At 61.6% G+C, this 16,014-nt stretch carries 15 protein-coding genes and 3 pseudogenes; 11 read left to right on the top strand and 7 right to left on the bottom strand.

Annotated elements, in window-relative coordinates:
* Positions 1-536 precede the first annotated feature (536 nt).
* Positions 537-1,511 (bottom strand): zinc-binding dehydrogenase, encoded by a 975-nt coding sequence (locus P0D87_RS12665; protein ID WP_053860444.1) that lies wholly within the window; start codon positions 1,509-1,511, stop codon positions 537-539.
* Between the two features lie 92 nt (positions 1,512-1,603).
* On the opposite strand from P0D87_RS12665, the gene P0D87_RS12670 reads away from it, so the two are divergent.
* A complete protein-coding gene (locus tag P0D87_RS12670) occupies positions 1,604-2,494 on the top strand; it encodes a LysR family transcriptional regulator (protein WP_006051666.1) in 891 nt (296 codons plus the stop codon).
* On the opposite strand, the pseudogene P0D87_RS12675 reads toward P0D87_RS12670, so the two are convergent.
* A pseudogene (locus P0D87_RS12675) lies at positions 2,479-2,658 on the bottom strand (LysR family transcriptional regulator); the annotation flags it as partial. The gene P0D87_RS12670 and the pseudogene P0D87_RS12675 sit on opposite strands and share 16 nt — an antisense overlap.
* Here P0D87_RS12675 and P0D87_RS12680 point away from each other — a divergent pair.
* The 3 genes from P0D87_RS12680 to P0D87_RS12690 are packed head-to-tail and all read left to right on the top strand — an operon-like array spanning position 2,627 to position 3,530.
* A complete protein-coding gene (locus P0D87_RS12680; protein WP_408636840.1) occupies positions 2,627-3,049 on the top strand; it encodes a tannase/feruloyl esterase family alpha/beta hydrolase in 423 nt (140 codons plus the stop codon). The pseudogene P0D87_RS12675 and the gene P0D87_RS12680 sit on opposite strands and share 32 nt — an antisense overlap.
* The gene (locus tag P0D87_RS12685; RefSeq protein WP_053860445.1) at positions 3,022-3,246 is read left to right on the top strand and encodes a hypothetical protein; all 225 of its coding nucleotides are present in this window, start codon (positions 3,022-3,024) and stop codon (positions 3,244-3,246) included. The genes P0D87_RS12680 and P0D87_RS12685 overlap by 28 nt, the downstream gene beginning before the upstream one ends.
* The gene (locus tag P0D87_RS12690) at positions 3,243-3,530 is read left to right on the top strand and encodes a tannase/feruloyl esterase family alpha/beta hydrolase (RefSeq protein ID WP_082367208.1); all 288 of its coding nucleotides are present in this window, start codon (positions 3,243-3,245) and stop codon (positions 3,528-3,530) included. The genes P0D87_RS12685 and P0D87_RS12690 overlap by 4 nt, the downstream gene beginning before the upstream one ends.
* Before the next feature lie 167 nt (positions 3,531-3,697).
* On the opposite strand, the gene P0D87_RS12695 is transcribed toward P0D87_RS12690, so the two are convergent.
* Complete coding sequence (locus P0D87_RS12695; protein WP_006051663.1) at positions 3,698-4,453, bottom strand: SDR family oxidoreductase; 756 nt, start codon at positions 4,451-4,453, stop codon at positions 3,698-3,700.
* A 109-nt stretch (positions 4,454-4,562) separates the two neighbouring features.
* Between P0D87_RS12695 and P0D87_RS12700 the strand changes: the two genes are divergently transcribed.
* A complete protein-coding gene (locus tag P0D87_RS12700; RefSeq protein WP_053860880.1) occupies positions 4,563-5,159 on the top strand; it encodes a TetR/AcrR family transcriptional regulator in 597 nt (198 codons plus the stop codon).
* Between the two features lie 3 nt (positions 5,160-5,162).
* On the opposite strand, the gene P0D87_RS12705 is transcribed toward P0D87_RS12700, so the two are convergent.
* Positions 5,163-5,480 carry a winged helix-turn-helix transcriptional regulator gene (locus P0D87_RS12705; protein ID WP_321175843.1) on the bottom strand — a complete coding sequence of 106 codons (318 nt, stop codon included), beginning with the start codon at positions 5,478-5,480 and terminating at the stop codon, positions 5,163-5,165.
* 230 nt (positions 5,481-5,710) lie between these two features.
* On the opposite strand from P0D87_RS12705, the pseudogene P0D87_RS12710 reads away from it, so the two are divergent.
* The 4 genes and pseudogenes from P0D87_RS12710 to P0D87_RS12725 all read left to right on the top strand — a co-directional run.
* Positions 5,711-5,914 (top strand): annotated as a pseudogene (locus P0D87_RS12710) (NAD(P)-binding domain-containing protein); the annotation flags it as partial.
* Between the two features lie 35 nt (positions 5,915-5,949).
* Positions 5,950-6,387 carry an NADPH-dependent F420 reductase gene (locus P0D87_RS12715; RefSeq protein WP_006051661.1) on the top strand — a complete coding sequence of 146 codons (438 nt, stop codon included), beginning with the start codon at positions 5,950-5,952 and terminating at the stop codon, positions 6,385-6,387.
* A gap of 579 nt (positions 6,388-6,966) precedes the next feature.
* Positions 6,967-7,104, top strand: a pseudogene (locus tag P0D87_RS12720) (RidA family protein); the annotation flags it as partial.
* A 26-nt stretch (positions 7,105-7,130) separates the two neighbouring features.
* Positions 7,131-8,327, top strand: coding sequence for an aminotransferase class V-fold PLP-dependent enzyme (locus P0D87_RS12725; protein ID WP_053860446.1), 1,197 nt, complete (start codon positions 7,131-7,133; stop codon positions 8,325-8,327).
* Between the two features lie 729 nt (positions 8,328-9,056).
* On the opposite strand, the gene P0D87_RS12730 is transcribed toward P0D87_RS12725, so the two are convergent.
* Positions 9,057-10,622, bottom strand: a complete 1,566-nt coding sequence (locus P0D87_RS12730) for a methyl-accepting chemotaxis protein (RefSeq protein WP_006051657.1) — start codon at positions 10,620-10,622, stop codon at positions 9,057-9,059.
* 690 nt (positions 10,623-11,312) lie between these two features.
* Between P0D87_RS12730 and P0D87_RS12735 the strand changes: the two genes are divergently transcribed.
* Together P0D87_RS12735 and P0D87_RS12740 are read left to right on the top strand one after the other, a co-directional pair.
* The gene (locus P0D87_RS12735; protein ID WP_006051655.1) at positions 11,313-12,098 is read left to right on the top strand and encodes an SDR family NAD(P)-dependent oxidoreductase; all 786 of its coding nucleotides are present in this window, start codon (positions 11,313-11,315) and stop codon (positions 12,096-12,098) included.
* A gap of 35 nt (positions 12,099-12,133) precedes the next feature.
* The gene (locus tag P0D87_RS12740) at positions 12,134-12,790 is read left to right on the top strand and encodes a TetR/AcrR family transcriptional regulator (RefSeq protein WP_053860447.1); all 657 of its coding nucleotides are present in this window, start codon (positions 12,134-12,136) and stop codon (positions 12,788-12,790) included.
* Positions 12,791-13,347: 557 nt separating this feature from the next.
* On the opposite strand, the gene P0D87_RS12745 is transcribed toward P0D87_RS12740, so the two are convergent.
* The gene (locus tag P0D87_RS12745) at positions 13,348-15,087 is read right to left on the bottom strand and encodes a filamentous hemagglutinin (RefSeq protein WP_321175844.1); all 1,740 of its coding nucleotides are present in this window, start codon (positions 15,085-15,087) and stop codon (positions 13,348-13,350) included.
* An 8-nt stretch (positions 15,088-15,095) separates the two neighbouring features.
* Positions 15,096-15,731: a two-partner secretion domain-containing protein gene (locus P0D87_RS12750; protein WP_321175845.1), complete on the bottom strand. Its 636-nt coding sequence runs from the start codon at positions 15,729-15,731 to the stop codon at positions 15,096-15,098.
* Between the last annotated feature and the right edge of the window lie 283 nt (positions 15,732-16,014).

Genomic DNA, 16,014 nt, shown 5'->3' on the forward strand with positions numbered 1-16,014 from the left:
GATTGTCCTCCGCAGCAGGGTCATCTGACCCAATGGCTGCCAGTGTGCGCAGTCGTGAGCTCGTTCTCGACAGGCATGCGACAAAACGTGCGAATGGCGGCGCGAGCAGCGTTTTCAGTGGTGCGTGTGGTTCAGGGAGAGGCGCGCGGCCGGCAGTCTGAGACAGAAGCTGCCCCTTCGGAAGTCGCGTGCGCAGGCAGAGCGCCGCAGCGAAATGCCGATAGCGCTCCGCGAAGCTTCCAATGAAATCGTCGGCGACGGCTATCTCGGGGTGTTTCCACGTTCCGCACAATGCCCGGGCATCATCAGTCACCGTCCCAAGGCAGGGCTTGATGGACCGTTCCCAAATGCGCGGGGACGAGCCCAGCGGGTCGCCGACCGGAGCTTTCGTGGACGTATATTTCCGCGTGTTGCAACCTCGACGACACGGCCAGAAGCAGTTGTGAACACCGACAGACAAAGAAAGCAGAGCCGCGACTTTCTCAAAATCATCGGTTGAGTTCCGCCGATCCGATTGTTTTGTTCTGATCGACCGCCTAGATCACGACGACGAACTTTCCCTTTGCCTCATTGCGCTCCATCAGTTCGTGAGCCATCGGCACATCACTCAGGCCGAAAACGCGCGCAGGTCGCCCTCGGTATTGATTCATCGACGCAAGGTCTACGATCTGCTGCATGGGCACTTCTGATAACGGGAATTCGGGACTCCCAAACATGAAGCTGCCAAAAAAACTCATGTGGACGCCGCTCGGCATCTGCCCAAGTGGATTGAACCCGGTGAGGGGCGCCAGGCCACCAAGAAAGCCTGCGAGGCACACTCGGCCACCGCGACGGGTGGCGCGCAAGGAGTCAAGGACCGTACTGTTTCCGACAAGGTCGAGAACGGCATCAGCCTTGCCGCCTGGCCAGTCATGTGCGGCAAGCAGATCGCCTGTTGTCGTCACGACGTGTGTTGCGCCCAGCGAACGGAGCAACGTTTCATTGTCCGAGCGACGGGTGATCGCGATCACATCGGCACCAAGTTCGCACCCTATGTCGATGGCTGCCTGCCCGAGGCTCGAGGTGCCTGCGCGCACGACAAGCCGCTGTCCGGCCTTCAATTCCAGATTCCGCCGAATGCAGGTCCAGGCAACCGCATAGGCTTCCGGCAGCGCCGCGAGAATGTCCCAATCGAGCGTCGTTTCAACGGCGACAACGTTGGAGGTCGGTACAGCGACGTACTCGGCATAGCTACCGTTGATCGTTCGTCCCATTCCCCCCATCAATGCCATTACCGTCTGTCCTTCGCGGTGCACGCCAGTCGTGTCCGATACAACCGTCCCAACGCATTCGATGCCGCCAATTTCAGTAACGGTCCCCCACAGGCCGCGGCGCATATAAAGCTCCGCACGGTTCAGACCGAATCCACGGACGCGAATTAGGACGCAGCCGGGTTTCAGCAGAGGCTCTGGCACCTCGACAACCTTCAGCACTTCAGGACCACCGAATCTACTGCGCACGATTGCTTTCATGTCGACCTCCCTCGTTGGAGAGCGAATGGTAGGATCGATCTTGATCTCAAAAAATTACTTTGTTTCGACAGACACTGAAGCTTGACCCTACAATGAATGAACCTACACTGTTTCAGCTGCAATGCTTCGAAGCGTTGCTCAACGAGGGCAGTTTTGCGGCGGCCGCAGCGCGCCTGAACCGCACGCACCCAACGGTTCACGCGGCTGTTACTGCGCTGGAAGCGCAGGTAGGCATGGTCCTTCTGGACCGAACAGGCTACCGGGTCTCGCTGACAGCGCATGGCGCGGCGTTTCGCCCCCGCGCGGTTGCCTTTCTGCGTCAATACGAGAGTCTGCGGCGCGAAGCGGCGCGGCTCGCCGCAGGACAGGAAGCCGAGCTACGCGTGGTCGTAGGAGACCTGTGTCCATTGCCCGAAACGTTGGGCTCGCTGAGGCGGTTCTTTGAGACCAGTACCGGTACGCGCCTGACGTTGTTGTTCGAGGCCATCAGCGGTCCCTGGGAACGGCTACAACGTGGCGAGTGCGATCTGTTCTTTCACCACCTCGACAAACCGACGCCAGAAATAGAAACAATCGAACTTTTCGAGGTTCAGCTCGTGCCGGTTGCGGCGCCGGGGTTCCTGCAGCAACCTACTGACGGATCGATCACGATCGATGACCTGCGGCCGTACGTTCAGTGCGTCATTCGTGACACGAGCAGGGAGCCGTCGGACGCGAGCTACTACCTGATCGAAGGCGCGCCGACCTGTACCGTGCCTGACCAGTTGATGAAGCGCGAACTGATTTTGCAGGGACTGGCGTGGGGCCACATGCCGTCTCACCTGATCGCTGACGATCTGACCGAGCACCGGCTGGTGTCACTGGAAGGGCCGTATCTGCGCGGCGGCGCGCTCACGCACTATGCGGCGCGTCGGCGCAAGGCTTCCCATGGGCCCGTCGCGCAGACGCTATGGAAGCAGTTGCAGGATCAGAAGATTCGCTGAGCGCGTGAGACGGAGCGCTTGCTGGCCCCCTTTGAAAAGCGATGACGAGTGGCAAGGAGCGCAATCAGTCGCGTCTCGCATTCGGAAAACGAGTACAGGCGCCGCTGCGCGATCATGAAGGTGAGGGCGCGCATGTGCCATGCGCGCCGTTGGAGTTCGACAAGTGCCTGCGCTGGCGACAGCGAGATCGGTGGAACGGCTGGCACTGCTGCGGCGCTGACAACCGCCCAATACACAGCTTCCTGTCAAGCTGCGGTAGCGGCATGCGACTCTTCAGACAGGCTTGCCGACGGCTATCTGACGAATGCAGCAGCTTGCCACTGCAGTCCGGCGCTACTGCAATGTGGATTGTCCACCGCCAACCCGAATCCCGCGCTCTGCCTGCCTGCGGCACAGGTGACCACGTTGCAGAAGTATTTGTCGTCAATGGCGCGCTCCGACGGTACCGTCATTTACAGCGGATTCAACTGGTCAGATTACTCAGCGTTTGGAGGGGCCTTCAGGTCGCCTGGTGGTGTCTTTCGTTTTTGGCGACAGGCGACCAGTCGTGGCTGACTCCGGCGAAGCAGGCAACCTTTAACCCCAACACCGATTACGGCATTATCGGCCTGGGCCTGAAGCAAACCGGCATCGACAACGACGTGCAATCGATCGCACAGTTCGTTGCTTCCGGGAAGAAGCTGACCTCGTGGCAAGACATTGGCGATAACCTGCTGCCGCCAACGAGCACGAGAGGAATGACGCGAGGATGACTGCAATCGCTCGAACGATGGGATTGTCCAATCCGACGACTAACACCGGGCTTTTCCCCATGCCCGCGAACCCGCATGCCGCAGGGCAAGACGTCACGCAGATCGATTGGCCGGGCGCAATTATCAAGTGGGTAGAACAGGGGGAGGCGCCCCCGCAACTGACTTACACTTTCCGAACGAACGCAACTGCTTCACGCAGTCTGCCTGTCTGCCTTTACCGCAAGGCACCGCATTACAATGGCAGCGGCGACATAACTTGCGCGACTAACTACACTTGCACATGAGCTTGACGCTTCAATAAGGACAACTAGCAAGAACAGTTGCGCAAACGTGGAAGGCCCGCTATCGGGGGCCTTCTTCTCGTCTTTGCCGGCGCATTGGGTAGTCGACGCGAAGCGCATCGAGTAAGCGAAGCACCGATCAATCCGTTCGATCGATGATGACGACTCCCTCAATCCGAGGCCTTCCATGCGGACAGCATTTCAAGGGCGTTGGCGTAGTTGCCAGTAGCCTGGGCAGTTCGCAAAAACTTGGCGCGTTCCACGATGATTTCCTTGGGCGTGGGCTCTGCATGCAAAAGGGCGAGCGTCTCGTCAAGGAAGTCTTCGAGGGGCATGGCCTGTTCGTCACTTTCCTGACCGAACAACGTGGTGCGCACGCCAGGGGGCACCAGCTCGATCACCCGCACGGGACTGCCGGCGAGTTGAACGCGCAATCCTTCGGTAAACACATGAACGGCCGCCTTGGTGGCGCTGTAGGTCATGGCGATGGGGAACGGAACAAACGCCAATGCGGAACTGACATTGATGATGATGCCATCGTTTTTCCGGACAAGTTGCGGCAAGAACGCATAGGTCATGCGAATGGTGCCCAGAAGGTTGATCGCGACCGACTCTTCCGCACGCTTCAGTGAGTCCGGCTCCAGAACATTTTCGCTCAACATGATGCCGGCGTTGTTGATGACGACATTCAGGTCGGGGTAACGCTCGGCTGCCAGTTCGCTCGCCTGGACGATGGACCCGGCGTCGGCCACGTCGAGTTCGATCGCCTCGACACCCGGGTAATCCGTGGTGATCTGCTCAAGCAGCGCCTTGCGTCGGCCTGCGACGATAACCCTGTTGCCCGCCTCGTTAAAACGCACCGCCAGACCGAGCCCTATGCCCGAGGTGGACCCAGTGATGAGAATCGTATTGCCCGAAGTCTTCATTTGTGCCTCTCCAGATCGATGAAACCGATAGAATGTCAAACGGACAGGTGTCCGCTAAAACGAAGCGTACCGGACAATTGTCCGTTTGCCAAAATACTTCGGGGGGCAAATGACACGGCCACAAAAGACGGATCGCCCGGCGCGCGCGGACGCGCTGCAAAATCGCGAACGCATTCTGGCGGTCGCACTCGCGGAATTGACCGTTTCGGCAGACGTGCCACTGAGCACGATCGCGAGGAAGGCTGGCGTCGGGCAAGGGACTTTTTATCGCCATTTCCCGACGCGGGAGACATTGGTGATGGAGGTTTATCGCTACGAGATGTGGCAGGTCGAAAACTTCGCGGAGCACCTGCTTGAGACGCGCTCGCCTGACCAGGCATTGCGGGAGTGGATGAAGCGCCTTGCCGAATACGCGATGACCAAGGCTGGCCTGGCCAATGCAATTCGCGAGGTATCGTTGATGCGGGACTGTCCGGGAAAGGCGGGCTATGCCCCAGTCGTCGCTGCGGCCCAATTGCTGCTCGATGCGAACGAGAAAGCTGGAACCATCCGGGCCGGCGTGACCACTGACGACTTCTTCCTGGCAAGTGCCGGTATCTGGCAGATCGATTTCAATGACGAGTGGCAGCCGCGCCTTGCCTGGCTCATAGACTTCGTGATGGCAGGACTGCGCACGGTCGCGCCGCCACGGCCCGTTTCTCAGTAGCCGTTACCCTCGGCACGTTTGCGCCTCATCTCGGCCCACCCGATTAACGCCTGCATCGACGGCCCGAGCGCATATCCCATATCGCAAAGAGCTCGTACTCTGCTTCGGCGGTACTTGGGGATACACCGTTCGCCGCACGATGCCGTCTTTCTCCAACGGCTTGAGCTGCTGAATCAGCATTTTCTGGTTGGTGCCGTCAATCAGCTTCTCCAGATCGGAGAATCGCAGCGGGCCCCCTTGCGGCAAACAGCTGGCAAATGATGGCGATCTTCCACTTGCCCTCCAGAAACCCGGAGGGCCTCTGTCGTCGCCGCGGCCCATTCAAGCCCCTTTTTGGGATCTTCGCAGTTCCATTCACGCTCTTCAGACACAAACACCTCGGTACGCTACTTACTTTTTAGTCGGTATTTGCCATTACCACATAAGCCAGCTAGAGTGGGTGCTGCATGCGACATTGAGGATACAGCCATGAAAGTCGGGATCGTCGGAACGGGAAACATTGGCGCGCTTTCGCCCGGAAGTTAAGCGCGGCAGGCCACGAAGTCCGCGTCGCGAATTCTCGTGGCGTGGATGGTGTTCGACAGGTCGCCGACGAGATCGGCGCGCAGGCCGTGGATGTTCACGGTGCGGTCGATGGCGAGGAAGTCATCATCCTTTCGATTCCGCGGCCCGCCGTACAGGCGCTTCCTGCGGATTTGTTTCGTTCCCTAGCGGCTGACGCGATCGTCGTCGACACTGGCAACTACTACCCGGACATGCGCGACCCGCACATTGCAGAAATCGCGAAGGAATGCCCGAAAGCGTGTGGGTGTCCCGGCAGATCGGGCACCCTGTCATCAAGGCATTCAACAACGTGCTGGCCTACACGCTCGCAGAACTGGGCCAGCCGGAGGGGACGCCTGGCCGCCTCGCCGTCGCCGTGGCGGGGGATGACCTGCGCTCCAGGGAAATCGTGATGGAGCTGGTGAATCAGACGGGCTTCGATCCGGTCGATGCGGGTTCGCTCGCAGAATCCTGGCGCCAGCAGCCGTCAACTCCCGCGTATTGCTGCGACTACGATGCGGATGCCATGCGCAAGGCGCTGGCTGCGGCCGCTCCTGGGATTGCGCCCAGGATACGTGACCGGCTGCCGGAGGTTTTCGCCAGGCCCGGTCCCAATCCCGCCCACGCCGATATTGTCGCCATGAACCGTGCGACCAACGTCGTTGTCAGCGTACCGGCGTCCTGACCTGGCCTGGTCGTCATCACGAAGCAAATATTGGCAACGGGTAGCCGAGGCACGATGACGGGACAAACGGTGATGGCATGCATTGCGGGAATGGCTAGAGTCCGCAACCCGGTGCATGGCGTATGTGTTCGCTGCTGAGCGCGCAGGAATCCCTGGAGTCGAGCATGGGGCGATCCGGAGGATCGCGTGAACCTGACGCAGCGCATGCAATTGCACGACTACAACATCGTGGTCGAAGCGGCAATGGCCGGGCAGGGCATCGCCATGGGTCGCCATCGACTCATTTTCCGCAGCTGGCGAGCAAGGCACTCGTGCAGGCGCCACCTGAAACCACACTGGATGGCCCTCGAACCGGATAGTGGCTGGTCACCCCCAAGCGCTCGTTGGGCGATGCGGCGCCGTTATTTGGTGATTGGCTCACACAGGACGCCGCACGGGATCCGTCGGATTGCATGGATCAGTCTGGCTTATCGGTGGAGACAGGAAAATTGACTGATCGCGCGACGGTCGATTCAATAGCATGGCAGTCTCCTTGTTCTGACCGGATACACCGGACATGACCTCTTCGATTTCCACTTTGCCAATGGGGCGTCCGACCTCATGGTCCAGGTATTCGGAGATCCGGGCCGCAATGCGCGCAGTGCCGTCGGCGTCGCGTCGCGGCCCTCGGGTGTGGCCGTCGAGGCAGAAGCCGTCACCGCGCTTACTCAGGCGTGAACCCAACTGGCGTCATAGGAACAACCATGTCTTCACCTCTCTTCCTTGCTGCCGTGGACGGGCTGCGCGCCCTGACGCCGGGTGCACAAGGCACCATACATTTCAACCACGCCGGCGCCTCGCTGCCGTCTTTGGCCACGCTGGAGGCAATCCAGGCGCAACTGTGGCGCGAAGCCACGATTGGGCCAATTGAAGCCGGTGCGGTCGGCCGCGAACACAGCGAACGCGCGCGGTTATTCGCGGCTAGGCTGCTGAACGCAAGACCGGCCGAGATCGCTGTGACTACAGGGAATTCGCCCGGTTGGGGCGCTGCATTCGCGGCGTTGGGCCCGTGGCGACCAGGCGAGCGGATCCTGGTCGGGCGCCATGAGTGGGGCGGCAATCTGGCCACCATGCGCCTTGCGGCGCAGGGCGCCGGTGCGGCGATAGAAGTCATACCATCCGACTCTTGCGGGACTGTAGATCCCCGCGCGCTGGAGGCGATGCTGGACGAGCGAGTGCGCCTGATTGCACTAACGTGGCTGCCGGCGAACGGGGGTCTTATCAATCCGGCCGCTGCGATCGGGCGCGTAGCGCGCCGTCACAGCATCCCGTACTTCATCGATGCCGCGCAAGCAGTGGGGCAGCTTCCTATCGACGTGGTCGAGGCGGGCTGCGATATTCTCACCGGTGCCGGCCGTAAGGCACTGCGTGGTCCGAGAAGCACGGGCCTGTTGTATGTAAGACAGGACTTTTTGTCACGTCTGGCACCTGCATTCGTCGACACGCGCTCCGCACCGCTGAATGCGAGCGGCGATCCTATCCTGCGGAACGACGCCGGTCGGTTCGAATCATCGGAAGCATCGCTGGCGCTGCACTGCGGACTCGCCAATGCGTTGCGGGAAGCACTGGAGATTGGGATTGACACTATCCGCGCACGGATCGACAGCATCGCAAGGACGTTGCGGACACAACTGGCGGATATCCCCGGTGTGACGGTGCTGGATCAAGGCATCGAACGATCCGGCCTGGTGGCGTTCAACGTGCACGGACTGGACCCCCTGTCAGTGCAGCGCAGTCTTACGGCTCAAGGCATTACAATCGGTAGCAATGGTGTGGGCTATACACCGTTGGACATGGAATTCAGGGGCCTTAAGCAGATCGCGCGCGCTTCTGTCAGCTACCTGACCACTGAGTCCGAAATCGGCAAACTGCTGGAGGGAATACGAGCACTGACGCGCTAGCAATCGATCTACGCCCGGATGCGCAGCCGGTGCAGCCTCTTCGTGACCTTCGCCGCAAAGGCTTTTAACGGGCTAATTGTTGATGTGCAGCGAGGCGAATTTCCAGCACGCCGGCAGGTACCCGGCGATGCGCCGGACGTAGCGAGTCGACCAGTCAGCTCAGGGGGGAGTGTTCGGCAGCAATGTCTTCCCGAAGCGTTGCGTGCGTCGGCTCGCCGACCAGCAGTGAGCGCGTGCGTGCGCTGGACGCAGGGGCGTCGGCACCGAAGAACATGCCGAGCCAGTCGAAAATGAGCCTGGGCGCGCTCGGCCGGAATTGATTCCACTCGTATCTCAAAGAACTGTCCCAGCGCCGTCGCGATGTCACGCGTGATGACCCCATCTTCAGCGACGGCATGCAGCACGCTGCCAGGTGTCGCTTTGTCGATCGCGAGTTGCACGGGCTTGCTAGCATCGAGCCGGTTCACCGCTGGCGAGCGGTTCAGGCCCTCGCCGATGTAGTCCGACATGAGTTTGTCTATGTCCAGTTCGGAACAGGCGTCTGCGACGACGGGCGCGGCGTGGCGCGTCGATGGCGGCGTTGTGCGCTCTATCTCCTGATACATTGGTTTCGGCGCGCGTGAAATGGTTGACGTCTGGGTCCGGTACGTCTCATTGCGCTGGTGAACGTCGGTTTTCAGGCTGACCGACTGTCCCGTGTGGGGTCGGCCTCAGCAGACCGCGCAGTTGTCACGCGCTCCGCTCAACCCGAAACACCGCTACGGTCTCCTTCATCTTGCGCGCCTGCAGGTCGAGCGATTGCGCGGCAGCCGCGGCCTGTTCGACCAGCGCCGCGTTCTGTTGCGTAGTCTCGTCCATCTGCGCGACCGCCCGGCCGACCTCATGGATGCTGCGACTCTGCTCGTCGGACGCTGCCGCGATTTCGCCTACGATGTTCGACACGCGATGAATCGCGTCCTTGATGTCTGCCATCGTCGCGCTCACCTTACCGGCCTGCTGCGTGCCGCCGTCGATGATCGCCGCCGACGCCGTAATCGTCTCCTTGATTTCCTTGGCCGCGCTCGCCGAGCGTTGCGCGAGATTGCGCACCTCGCTCGCGACGACCGCGAAACCGCGTCCTTGTTCGCCCGCGCGCGCGGCTTCGACCGCCGCGTTCAAAGCAAGGATGTTGGTCTGGAATGCAATGCCTTCGATGAGACCGGTGATCTCCGAGATCGTCGCCGAACTGCCGCTGATCTCGTCGATCGTGCGCACCATGCTTTCGACTGCCGCATTGCCGGTGTCCGCGACTTGCGCGGCCCGCGCCGCGAGTTCGCTCGCGTTGCGGGCGTTGTCGTTATTGCGGCTGACTGTTTGCGTGAGTTCAGACATGCTCGCCGCGGTCTGCTGCAACGACGCCGCCTGCTCCTCCGTGCGCGAGGACAGATCGATGTTGCCGCTCGCGATTTCCTGTGACGCAATGCTGACCGACTCCGCGCTTTCGCGCATGGTGCCGATCGTTGCCGCGAGCCGCTGGCGCATGTGGGCGATCGCGCTGAGGATGCTGCGCTCCTGCACGTGGCCGGCGCCGAGCCGATCGCTCAGGTCGCCGTCCGCAATCGTCTCGACGATTCGCGCAACTTCGGCGGGCTCGCCGCCTATTTGCCGCACTACGGCGCGCGTCATCAGCACGCCAAGAGCGATCGCAACCGCGACGCCGCCGAGTGCGCAACTCGCGATCCACCACGTCACCGAGCGGACCGCATCGATGCCTTCTTCGACGCGCTGGCGCGCCAGTCCGTCACGCTGGTCCGACAGCTTGATCATTAGCGTGCGCAGCTTCACGTGCAGCGGATCGGTGGCCGATCGAAGTTCGGCGAGGGCGCCCGTCTGGTCTCCCCGGTCGGCGAGTGCCATCACCTTCGCGACCGAACTTGTGTAGGCCGGCCACGTCGCGTCGAAATCACTCAGCAACGCGCTCTGCGCGGCGGTGCTCGCGTGTTTGCGTTCATAGTCGAACGCGGACAGGATCGCCGCTTCGCCGCCATGATTGAGGCGCACCGTATCGGCGCGGCCGGCCGTGTCGGCGTTCAGGATGTACGAGTACAGACGACGGAAATGCGAGGCCGCCTGCCACGCGGCGGTGCCGTCGTTGCGCACCGGCACGAATTCACTCTCGTACATTTCGGTTTGCATGGTCGCGACCTCGCGAACCTTGAGGATGCCGACGATGCCGACGATCGCCGTCACGAGTGCGCACAGCATCAACGAGCCGACGAGCTTGTGGCTCAGTTTGAGATTGGAAAACCACTGCATTTGGGGAACGTCTCCTTCCTGATAGGTGGCGGGCGCCGCGACCGTCGTGTTTTGATTTCCACGGCGGATGCATCGGCGTCACGTCTGCATATCGGCACGCGGCGGGTGCGACTTGATGGTTGGGCAACGGGAAAGCCGGGGCGGCCTGCACACGAATCGTCGGTCTGATCCGACCGGATCAGGCAGAGGTGGGCACGAGCGGGCACTCGTCGCCAGTATTCAGATCGTTGACGAAAAACGCACCAAGTCTCAGCCAGCTTGCGCTGCGCTGCGCGGCGCGCAAGCAATCGTGCTGGTGTCGCACATTGCGCGGATCGGGCCGCAACAACGGTCTGCAACGCACGCATCGGCGCCTTTTCTGGCGTTTTCATGGACCGCGGGCCTTCCTGGGCTCGATCATGCGCCGCCAGCGCGGGGCCACCGACGTCACGCGGGCAATCCACAAAGATCACGTGAAACATCATGAGATCGACAGTCTCTGACTGCCTCCGTGAATTCTGCCGGCGGCGTCCCTCGCGTCCACCGTCATTCCTATCTGTCCTGCCATTTGAATAGAATCGTTGCACAAGAGACCGATGGTCTGTTAAATTGCAGACTGGCGGTCTTTTATATTCCCTGAGGCCGCGGACGCGGTCAACCATGGCTGCCCTCGGCGGCCGGCACAGTCACCTTCATGCAAAGGCTACCGGTATGGCATCTGATAACGATTCATGGGTTCTCGTCACAGGCGCTTCGAGCGGATTTGGCGAGGAGTTTGCGCGCCAGTACGCGGCCAAGGGGCATTCATTGATACTGGTGGCACGCCGCCTGGACAAGCTCCAAACGCTAGCGGAATCCCTGCGCGGGACGTACGGCGTCAACGTGCTCGTGGAGCAGGTTGACCTTTCCGACATTGACGCCATTGGTCGGTTGCACTCGCAGCTGCTTGACCAGGGCATCGCCGTCGACGTCCTGATAAACAACGCCGGGCATGGATTGCAAGGGCCGTTCCTCGATGCGCCGCTCGATGCGATGATGGGCATGGTGCAACTGGATATTGCCAGCCTGACTGCCATGACGCGTTTGTTCGGGCAGGACATGCGTCAGCGAGGCCGTGGCAAAATCCTGCTGGTAGCCAGTCTCCTGGCTCATTACGGCGTGCAGGACATGGCGGTCTATGGTGCGGCAAAGGCCTATGTTCTGCGGCTTGGCGACGCGCTGCACCGCGAGTTCAAGCAGGACGGCGTGACTGTTACTTCGCTATGCCCGGGCATTTCCGACACCGGATTCGCTGAAGCGGCCAAACAAAAGATTACGTTCGCGTTGAAGCTGCTCATGATGAAGCCGGAGCCTGTCGTGCGTGCCGGAATACGTGCGCTGCAGGCGGGGCGCATCAGCGTCGTCCCTGGCTGGGCAAACAAGTCAGCGGTGGCGATGATCTGGGCGACGCCTCGCTGGATACATCAGGCGATCATCGCCCGACTCATGAACAGTTAGCGCTTTCGCGGAACAGCTTTTCGGATTCTTCAAGGATGACGACATCGACGTATTTAAGGGCGCGCTCCGCCGAACAGAAGGAAGAGCGCCGGCGGCACCTGCTTGACGCCGCGAGATCGCTGCTGCTCGAAATCCCGGACGTGCACGACCTCGGCATCAACGAGCTGGCGCGGGGCGCGGAGATGACCAAGTCGAACGTGTATCGATACTTCGAGAGCAGCGAAGCGGTTTTGCTCACCGTGCTCGTCGAGGAGTTCATGATCTGGCGCACGGAACTCCGCGCAGCACTAAGCCGAGGCAGACGTCGCGGAACCATCGAACACATCGCGCGGGCGTTCTCCGCAACCGTGTCAGCGCGCCCGCTGTTGTGCCGACTTGTCAGCGTCTTCCCGTCGATCCTCGAGCGCAATGTTTCGGCCGAGCGCATGGTGGGATTCAAGCACGGGCTGCTGAACATACGAAACGAGACGGCGCTCGACTTTCACAACTGCATGCCGTCCATCTCCGCATCCGCGTTCGAGAAATTTATTCACCAGGCGCTGCCATTGCTTATCGGGCTCTGGCCGCTGAGCAATCCGGGCACGCTCGCGGCGGAAGTGCTGGCGCGCCCCGATCTGGCAGCCCTGCGCTACGATTTTCGGCAAGATCTGGAAGAGGGGCTACTGATGCTCCTGCGTAGTCGACCCAGTTAGTAACCGCCAGACGATCTATCGCCGCGATGGGCGATGCTGCTAACCACCTTCGGCTTTCACAGCCGGACCAGGCGGCGTTCGGCTGTTCGCCGTCGTCCACGCATCGTTTTCGAGCCGCGAGTTAGCTTCTGTCGGAGCCATGGAGACGGCCAGAGCGTATCGGCTACGAAGGTGATTGCGTTTCCGCGTAGCCACCGTACGAATGGCCGTTCCAACTCGGCAGCCGAACGTCCGCAAACGCCGAACTATGCGCGTAGCGCGTCGGTCAGATAACGGACCAATGCAGCCGTACCAACGGCAGGTCGCCCGCTCGCTGAACGGCAGGTTGTGGCCGAACCGTGCGCTATGCGATTCGCGTACCAAGTTGACACCCGCCGCACTCCGCTGGCGTCCACGGTCGTTTTCGCGACCCGGAACGGTCCATGAGGCTCGCATCGGCAAAACTGCATCTTTACGATACGTGCGGTCGTTGACGATGCTGTGATGGCCGAAATCCCGCAACCGAGGTAGGCCTGGCTGACACGCTCATCAGCAGCCAGGTCACCAGTTACACGACATCACGGTTGCGTGGGCCAGCGCAGCGACGGCCCGAAATATCCTGACACCCAAGTGCCGTTGGCAGCGAAGTTCCATGTCGGCCCGAAGCTCGCAGGGTCGCGCAACTCCAGGTCGGTGAGACTGCTCGAACTGGCCACCGCCGTGCCCGAACCGACGCCGGCTTGCGCGCCCGACGACTCGCTGTTCCAGAAGACGTCCTTGGCGATGCTGCCGCTATTGTTGCCCGCGATGCCGCCCGCTGTCGCGTTGCCGTCCGGCGTGAGCTTCGCATACGCGTACGACTGCTCAATGCGGCCGGTATTGTTGCCAACCAGTCCGCCGACCGTCGTGCCGCCGCTCATCTGGAACGCGAAGGCGTAAGAACGAACGATGTCGCCATTGTTGGTGCCGACCAGGCCGCCAAATGTGCTCGGCGCACCGGCTCTCATCGAGTTGAGCGAATACGAACGATCGATGTGCCCGTCGTTGCGCCCGACCAGCCCTCCCAGTTCACCCGTACCGGTGATGTTCACACCCGCCCACGACCGCTCGATGTTGCCGAAATTCTCGCCGACCAGCCCGCCGATCACCGAGTTAGCGTTGCCCGCCGACGTGATGATGCCTGTCGCGCCGACATTGATCAGCGTCCCGTAATTGACTGCCGCGAGCAAACCTACGGGGCCCGAGAAAGACGTCCCCGTGCCGTCTGCCAGCGTGAAGTTGCGCACCACCCCATCCTGGCCGATCACGTTGAACATTCCGGCATTAGTGGCGAGATGAAGATCGGCCGGCAGATGGCCCATGCCGTCGAACTGGCCGGTGAACGGATGGTCGGCGGAGCCGATGCCGCCGAACTCGCCCGCATCGACGAATTCAATTCCGCGCGAAGCCAGCGCATAGTTGCCCGCGAGGTTGTTGTTTACCGCGCGCAGGTCGTCCAGCGACGCGATTAGCTGATAAGCCGTGAATTGCGTGAGCAGCCCACTGAACGGCGCGGCCTGCCACGACGGATTTGTGACTACCGTGCCGCGTGTGAAAGTGCCGTTGATGTCGTACAGCGCCGTGATGATGCCGGTGCTTCGCGACCAGTCGAGCGTGCCCTGATTGATCACGCTCCCGCCGTTGTCGAATCCATAGCTGTCGGCAGAAAGCGTAAGCGACCCCGCGCCGATGTTGGCGATGGTCACGCGCGGCGCGATGGTCAGCGAGTGCGCAGCATTGAGGTCAAGCGACGCGTCTCCGCGCCAGCGCAGACTCGCTTCCACGTCGATGTTCCCTTTGCCGTTCGCGCCCAGCTTGCCGTCGGCACCATTCGCGAGCACGTTGACCGACGCGCCGCGGTTCAGGCTGGCGCCGAGCGTGTCGGCGGTGCGCGCATCGACGGTGAAATCCCCAGTCGTGATGTTCCACTGTCTGGCCTGAACATCTGCGCCGCCCACCTTGACGCTGCCACCCGACATATCGACTACGCCGCGGCTGCCGTCCGCATTGCGAGCGCTGATTTGAGCGCCGCGGGCGTCGATGTTGCCGGTGTTGACGCGGTAGTTCGTGGTGGTGTCGGCGACGAGCCAGACGTGTCCGTCGCGCGTGGCCGTGCCGGTCGCGCGCAGCGCGCCGGAGTGACCGGCCAGCGCGAAGATGTTGCCGTCTGCCGCCTGAAGGTTGATGGTCGCCGCTTCGACGGTGCCGGTGTTTCTGATCGTGCCGCCGCTTCCCACATCGACGGAAAGCTGTTGATACGCGCTATCGAACAAGCGCACCTGACGGCCTACGGCAGATTCCGCGTTGCCGTTGGCGCATCTATCCTTCCGGCATTGACGACATTGCTGGCCGATATAAGCAGAACGTCACCGCCAGACGACGAGATCTTGCCGAGGTTGACGACATTCGCCGTGGAATTCCCGGTGTAGGCCGTTCCGCCGATTGTGCGCGGATTGAGGAAACTGTCGTCGGAAACGTCGAGGGTCGATGCCAGGAAGCGGCCACCCGTCGAAATCACGCCGGTTCGACCGATCAGCACGCCATTTGGGTTAATGAGATACACACTGCCCGTCGCGTTGAGCGCGCCGTAGATCGCGGAAACATCGCTGCCGGTCACACGGTTGAGCGTCGCGCCCGTGCCGTTGTTGATCGATACGGTGTTCCCCACGCCGATCGAAAAGCTGTCCCAATTGATGATGCCACGCCCGCCTGCTTGCGTGATGTTCAGCTTCCGGCCGTTCTGAGCGATGCTGCCCGTGCTGCCGACAAAACTGCCGCCCTGCGGTAGGGGTCCTGCCGCCACACTCGCGTGATCGTAAATAAGCGCCGCGACGGTAAGTCCTAATCCGGCCCACCGGCTGGCTAACGACCGCCGGCGATCATGGAGTGCGCGTGTGCCACGCGCTAGTGCTGCAGCGGTCATAGGCCCCCCCTTTCCCCGCGCATCAAGGCTTCATCATCCCGAGCGAGCGCGCTTGACTCCGGGCCCGTCGGCACCTCCACTGATCCGAAGGTTAGCAGGCGGCACAGGAGTAGTCGGTCAAAAGTTAGCGGTTTGCGCTCTGGGCCCGCGGGAGCCAGGTCGGCCCTTGGCGCTGCACGTGCGTCGGTTGCTGCGAGACTGCGCTATCACCGCAGCATCCACATGACGCAAAGACCGGATTCATCGCGGGACTGCACCATATCAAATTCAGGGGAACGGCCCT

Origin of the sequence: Paraburkholderia sp. RL17-368-BIF-A (assembly GCF_046054045.1) — a bacterium.
Lineage (GTDB): Bacteria > Pseudomonadota > Gammaproteobacteria > Burkholderiales > Burkholderiaceae > Paraburkholderia > Paraburkholderia graminis.

Excerpts from the sequence above, each read along its gene's own strand:
- P0D87_RS12665 (WP_053860444.1), bottom strand. The coding sequence starts at position 1,511 with ATGAAAGCAATCGTGCGCAGTAGATTCGGTGGTCCTGAAGTGCTGAAG.
- P0D87_RS12670 (WP_006051666.1), top strand. The coding sequence starts at position 1,604 with ATGAATGAACCTACACTGTTTCAGCTGCAATGCTTCGAAGCGTTGCTC.
- P0D87_RS12680 (WP_408636840.1), top strand. The coding sequence starts at position 2,627 with ATGTGCCATGCGCGCCGTTGGAGTTCGACAAGTGCCTGCGCTGGCGAC.
- P0D87_RS12690 (WP_082367208.1), top strand. The coding sequence starts at position 3,243 with ATGACTGCAATCGCTCGAACGATGGGATTGTCCAATCCGACGACTAAC.
- P0D87_RS12695 (WP_006051663.1), bottom strand. The coding sequence starts at position 4,453 with ATGAAGACTTCGGGCAATACGATTCTCATCACTGGGTCCACCTCGGGC.
- P0D87_RS12700 (WP_053860880.1), top strand. The coding sequence starts at position 4,563 with ATGACACGGCCACAAAAGACGGATCGCCCGGCGCGCGCGGACGCGCTG.
- P0D87_RS12705 (WP_321175843.1), bottom strand. The coding sequence starts at position 5,480 with ATGGGCCGCGGCGACGACAGAGGCCCTCCGGGTTTCTGGAGGGCAAGT.
- P0D87_RS12715 (WP_006051661.1), top strand. The coding sequence starts at position 5,950 with ATGCCCGAAAGCGTGTGGGTGTCCCGGCAGATCGGGCACCCTGTCATC.
- P0D87_RS12725 (WP_053860446.1), top strand. The coding sequence starts at position 7,131 with ATGTCTTCACCTCTCTTCCTTGCTGCCGTGGACGGGCTGCGCGCCCTG.
- P0D87_RS12730 (WP_006051657.1), bottom strand. The coding sequence starts at position 10,622 with ATGCAGTGGTTTTCCAATCTCAAACTGAGCCACAAGCTCGTCGGCTCG.
- P0D87_RS12735 (WP_006051655.1), top strand. The coding sequence starts at position 11,313 with ATGGCATCTGATAACGATTCATGGGTTCTCGTCACAGGCGCTTCGAGC.
- P0D87_RS12740 (WP_053860447.1), top strand. The coding sequence starts at position 12,134 with ATGACGACATCGACGTATTTAAGGGCGCGCTCCGCCGAACAGAAGGAA.
- P0D87_RS12750 (WP_321175845.1), bottom strand. The coding sequence starts at position 15,731 with ATGACCGCTGCAGCACTAGCGCGTGGCACACGCGCACTCCATGATCGC.